The 4,185-nt window shown below is 61.9% G+C and carries 4 protein-coding genes; 2 read left to right on the plus strand and 2 right to left on the minus strand.

The window, feature by feature from the left end; translation table 11 throughout:
* Window positions 1-394 (plus strand): hypothetical protein (locus tag VL202_RS20105; protein WP_325465855.1); only part of this gene is annotated, 394 nt, incomplete at its 5' end.
* A 7-nt stretch (window positions 395-401) separates the two neighbouring features.
* Here VL202_RS20105 and ccmB read toward each other — a convergent pair.
* Together ccmB and ccmA are read right to left on the minus strand one after the other, a co-directional pair.
* Complete coding sequence (gene ccmB / locus VL202_RS20110; protein WP_325465856.1) at window positions 402-1,061, minus strand: heme exporter protein CcmB; 660 nt, start codon at window positions 1,059-1,061, stop codon at window positions 402-404.
* Window positions 1,058-1,750 carry a heme ABC exporter ATP-binding protein CcmA gene (gene ccmA / locus VL202_RS20115; protein WP_414692908.1) on the minus strand — a complete coding sequence of 231 codons (693 nt, stop codon included), beginning with the start codon at window positions 1,748-1,750 and terminating at the stop codon, window positions 1,058-1,060. The genes ccmB and ccmA overlap by 4 nt, the downstream gene beginning before the upstream one ends.
* A gap of 263 nt (window positions 1,751-2,013) precedes the next feature.
* Between ccmA and acnA the strand changes: the two genes are divergently transcribed.
* A partial coding sequence (gene acnA / locus VL202_RS20120) for an aconitate hydratase AcnA (RefSeq protein WP_325465857.1) occupies window positions 2,014-4,185 on the plus strand: 2,172 nt, incomplete at its 3' end.

Consider the following 4,185-nt stretch of genomic DNA (forward strand, 5'->3'; position numbering starts at 1 on the left):
CGCCCGGTTGAGTACCACCCTCAAACAATCCAAGGCTACGATTATAAAGGCTTACGATATCGTCAAGAGTGAAAGAAACAGAATATTCCGGCAATGGGACGCATGCGAGCGTGAGGCGCTGATTTTCATGCGGGACGCACCACTCGGCAAGGTCGGGCGTTATGAAATTCGTTCGGCCAAATCGACTGCCATCGAGCTTGATGTAGCATTCGCCGCCTATCTCGAAAAACGACGCACCTATCGAAAGGTCACCGATATAGAAAAATCACTGGAAGCCCTCGAAAAAGAGAATCGGCACCTGATCACGGTCGCGAACAAAGGCCTGGCACAAGCCGCCGCCAACACAGCAAAAGAGGTTGTCGCGCTGAGTAAGACCGTGGAAGGGATGAACTAGACGATCCTCAGTCCGACGCGGCCCTGAGTGCCAGGGCCGCGGCCAGCGGCCCGACGACGGCGAAAAACAGGGTGATGGCCACCAGGATCAACACGGGCGGCAGGAACGGGGCCGGGTCCTCGACGGCGGCATAGGCGGCGCTGACGCCGAAGATCAGCACGGGGATGGTGAGCGGCAGGACAAGGATCGACACCAAAAGCCCGCCACGCGGCAGCGTCACCGCCACCGCCGCCCCAGCCGCGCCCATCAGGGTGAGCGCCGGCGTACCCAGCAAGAGTGTCAGCGCGGTCGCGCCGATCGCGACCTCGCTCATGTTCATGAACAACCCGAGCAGCGGCGAGGCGATCACCAGCGGCAGCCCCGTCGCCGTCCAGTGGGCCAGGCATTTGACGAGGACCGTCAGCACCAGCGGCGTCTCTTGCATCAGCATCAGATCCAGCGACCCATCCTCCCGCTCGGCCTGGAACAGCCGGTCGAGACCGAGCAGCGAGGCGAGCAGGGCGCCGATCCACAGGATGGCCGGGCCGATCCGCGACAGCAGATTGAGATCCGGCCCAACGGCGAAGGGCACGACGGCGACCACGGTCATGAAGAACAGCACGCCGATCAGCGCGCCACCGCCGGCGCGCACGGAGAGTTTCAGGTCGCGGAGAAAGAGGGAGATCATGATCGAGCTCCTTCCGCGTGGACAGTTTTACCCCCCTCTGTCGGCAACGCCGACATCTCCCCCACCCCAGCAAACCCCGTCATCCGCAACTCCCGCGCCTCCACCCCGAGCGGCTGATGTGTCGCCGCCACGACAATGCCGCCGGTGGAAAGATGGCGCTTGACCAGATCGGCGAACAGCCGGTCGGCATTGGCGTCCAGCGCCGCCGTCGGTTCGTCGAGCAACCAGAGGGGGCGGAAGGCCACCAGGAGCTTGGCCATCGCCATGCGGCGTTGCTGGCCGGCGGAAAGATAACCGAACGGCAGGTGCGAAATGCCGCCGAGGCCCAGCGCTTCCGTCGCCTCCTCGATGCCCGTTCCTGTGCCGCCGGGCGAATCACCCATGAAGGATTTCCAGAAGGAGAGATTTTCCGCGACGGTAAGCTCTCGCTTCATCGCGTTGCGGTGGCCGAGATAGTGGCAAGCCTCGCGCGGATGGCCGGTTTCCGCCATCGGTCCTGAAACCCGCACCGTGCCGGATTCCGCCGCCAGCAGCCCGGCCAGAACACGCAGCAGGGTCGATTTCCCCGAGCCATTCGCACCCGTCACGACAAGCGCCTCCCCAGCCCCGAGACGGATGGAAATATCGTTGAAAATCAGGTCCTCGCCGCGCTTTGCACTGAGGCTTTCGACGACAAGACTGATCGGCATTCACATTCCTTTTACGACGTTCATCGCAATGCAAAAAAATTGTCTCAAATTGGGCCTGCCCGGTCTGGTACGATCTTTAGAAATTATCTATAACCGCCCCAACACGCCAGCGGTCGGCGTGAATTTCATCCTAGCGCCGAACATGGAATGATTTCCACGTGCGGACAGCGGAAATGACCGTACCCGCATCCCATATCGCGCATCCCATGCGCTTCGGGCGTTCGTGCGTCAAGTTTTGGCGATCAAACGGAACGGGGTATCCAGTGTCCAAATCCCTTGACAGCTTTAATTGTCGATCGACGCTTTCGGTCAACGGCAAGGATTATGTCTATTTCAGCCTGCCGAAAGCCGAAGCAAACGGCCTTTCCGGCGTCTCGAAGCTGCCCTACTCGATGAAGGTTCTGCTCGAGAACCTGCTGCGCTTCGAAGACGGCGTCTCCGTGACCAAGGATCAGATCCTGTCGGTCGCCGCATGGCTCAACAACAAGGGCCTGACCGAGGCTGAAATCGCCTATCGCCCGGCCCGCGTGCTGATGCAGGACTTCACCGGCGTTCCGGCTGTCGTCGATCTCGCGGCCATGCGCGACGGCATCAAATCGCTCGGCGGCGATCCGGAAAAGATCAACCCGCTCGTTCCCGTCGACCTCGTCATCGACCACTCGGTCATCGTCGACGAATTCGGCACACCGACGGCCTTTTCCCGCAACGTCGAGCTGGAATACCAGCGCAATGGCGAGCGTTACCGCTTCCTGAAATGGGGCCAGCAGGCCTTCAAGAATTTCCGCGTCGTCCCCCCCGGCACCGGCATCTGTCACCAGGTCAACCTCGAATATCTCGGCCAGACGGTCTGGACCAGCGAGGAAGACGGCGAAACCATCGCTTATCCGGATACCTGCGTCGGCACTGATTCGCACACCACGATGATCAACGGCCTGGGCGTACTCGGCTGGGGCGTCGGCGGGATCGAAGCGGAAGCTTCGATGCTCGGCCAGCCGGTCTCCATGCTGCTGCCTGAAGTCATCGGCTTCAAGCTGACCGGCAAGCTGAAGGAAGGCGTCACCGCCACCGACCTCGTGCTCACCGTCGTGCAGATGCTGCGCAAGAAGGGCGTGGTTTCCAAGTTCGTCGAATTCTTCGGCCCGGGCATGGACAACATGCCGCTCGCCGACCGCGCGACGATCGGCAACATGGGCCCGGAATACGGCGCGACCTGCGGCTTCTTCCCGGTTGATGGCGAAACCATCAACTATCTCACCATGTCCGGTCGTACCCACGACCGCATCGCTCTCGTCGAGGCCTATTCGAAGGCTCAGGGCATGTGGCGCGATGGCGACGGTGCAGACCTCGTCTTCACCGACATGCTGGAACTCGACCTCAACGAGGTCGTACCCTCGATGGCCGGCCCGAAGCGTCCGGAAGGCCGTATTCCGCTCGAAAACATCGCTTCCGGTTTCGCCGGTTCGATGGATACCGAATACAAGAAGCCGGGCCAGCTCGACAACCGCTACGCGGTCGAAGGCACCGACTTCGATCTCGGCCACGGCGACGTGGCGATTGCCGCCATCACCTCCTGCACCAACACCTCCAACCCGTCGGTGCTGATTGCCGCTGGCCTGCTCGCCCGCAACGCCGTTGCCAAGGGGCTGAAGTCCGCGCCTTGGGTGAAGACGTCGCTGGCACCGGGATCGCAGGTCGTCGGCGAATATCTCGCCAAGTCCGGCCTGCAGACCTCGCTCGACGCGCTCGGTTTCAACCTCGTCGGCTTCGGCTGCACCACCTGCATCGGCAATTCCGGCCCGCTGCCGGCGCCGATCTCCAAGACGATCAACGACAAGGGCCTCATCGTTTCGGGCGTTCTTTCCGGCAACCGTAACTTCGAAGGCCGTATCTCGCCTGATGTCCAGGCCAACTATCTCGCTTCGCCGCCGCTCGTCGTCGCCTATGCGCTGGCCGGCACCGTGCGGAAGGATCTGACCACGGAACCGCTCGGCATTGGCAGCGATGGAAATCCGGTCTTCCTCAAGGACGTCTGGCCGAGCTCCGCCGAAGTGCAGGACTTCATCCAGAAATACGTCACCCGGGAATTGTTCGAGAGCAAGTATGCCGACGTCTTCAAGGGCGACGAAAACTGGCAGGCCGTGCAGATCCCCGAAGGCGACACCTACGCGTGGGACAACAACTCCACCTATGTGCAGAACCCGCCTTATTTCGTCGGCATGGGCAAGATCGGCTCGGGCCTGAAGAACATCAAGGGCGCCCGCGTCCTCGGCCTGTTCGGCGACAAGATCACCACCGACCACATTTCGCCGGCCGGTTCGATCAAGGCTGCCTCTCCGGCTGGTGCCTACCTCACCGAAAACGGCGTCGCGGTTGCCGACTTCAACCAGTACGGCACGCGCCGTGGCAACCATGAAGTCATGATGCGCGGCACGTTT

The sequence above is a fragment of the Pararhizobium sp. genome (assembly GCF_035497515.1).
Taxonomy (GTDB): Bacteria; Pseudomonadota; Alphaproteobacteria; order Rhizobiales; family Rhizobiaceae; genus Pararhizobium.